2 protein-coding genes are annotated in these 744 nt (G+C 72.7%); one reads left to right on the top strand and one right to left on the bottom strand.

Annotated elements, in window-relative coordinates:
• Positions 1-206 (top strand): DUF1732 domain-containing protein (locus tag D180_RS13015; RefSeq protein WP_043090962.1); only part of this gene is annotated, 206 nt, incomplete at its 5' end.
• 39 nt (positions 207-245) lie between these two features.
• Here the strand turns inward: D180_RS13015 and D180_RS13010 are convergent.
• The coding region (locus tag D180_RS13010; protein ID WP_017913129.1) for an energy transducer TonB at positions 246-744 on the bottom strand (499 nt) is incomplete at its 5' end.

Raw genomic sequence — 744 nt, 5'->3', positions numbered from 1 at the left:
GGCTCGGCAGCCATATCAAGGAACTGCGCCGCGTCCTGCGCCAGCCGGAACCGGCCGGCCGGCGCCTGGACTTCCTGCTGCAGGAGTTCAACCGCGAGGCCAACACCCTGGGCTCGAAGTCGGTGGACAGCCGCACCTCCAACGCCGCGGTGGAACTGAAGGTGCTGATCGACCAGATCCGCGAGCAGGTGCAGAACCTGGAGTAACCGGCGCGGGTTCGGTCGGCGCGGGTACGACCATCGCGCTCAGCGCAGGAAGAACTCCACCGGCACCACCACCTGCACCGCATCGCCGGACATCTCTGCCGGCGGCGGTGGCAGCGGCTCGGCGCGCCGGACCGTGGCCAGCGCTTCGGCGTCCAGCGTGTCGTGGCCGCTGCTGCGGACCAGGCGCAGGTCGCCGGCATGGCCGCCGTGGTCCACTGCGAAACCCACGTGCGCCACGCCTTCCTGCCTGCGTCGCTGCGCCGCTCGCGGATAGCGTTTGTAGCGTTGCAGGTGGCCCAGCAGTTGCGCCTGCCAGGTCACGCGCGCCTGTGGCGTGGTCCCGGCCAGCGACTGCGGCGCGGCGTAACGCTCCGCAGGTGGCGCGACGATGCCGGGTGGCGCGCTGGCCTGCGCGGCGGCCGACTCCTGCGGCGTGTTCTGTTGCGCGAGCAGCGGCGTTGGCGGCGATTGCGCTTGCGCTTGCGCCGGCACCGGGGCGGTCGGCACGGGGGGCGGCGTTGCGCGCGCCACCTGCGTG

The organism is Xanthomonas sp. SHU 166 (assembly GCF_000364685.1).
In the GTDB taxonomy this organism is placed as follows: Bacteria; Pseudomonadota; Gammaproteobacteria; order Xanthomonadales; family Xanthomonadaceae; genus Xanthomonas_A; species Xanthomonas_A sontii.
This window is presented reverse-complemented; position numbering and strand designations above follow the sequence as displayed.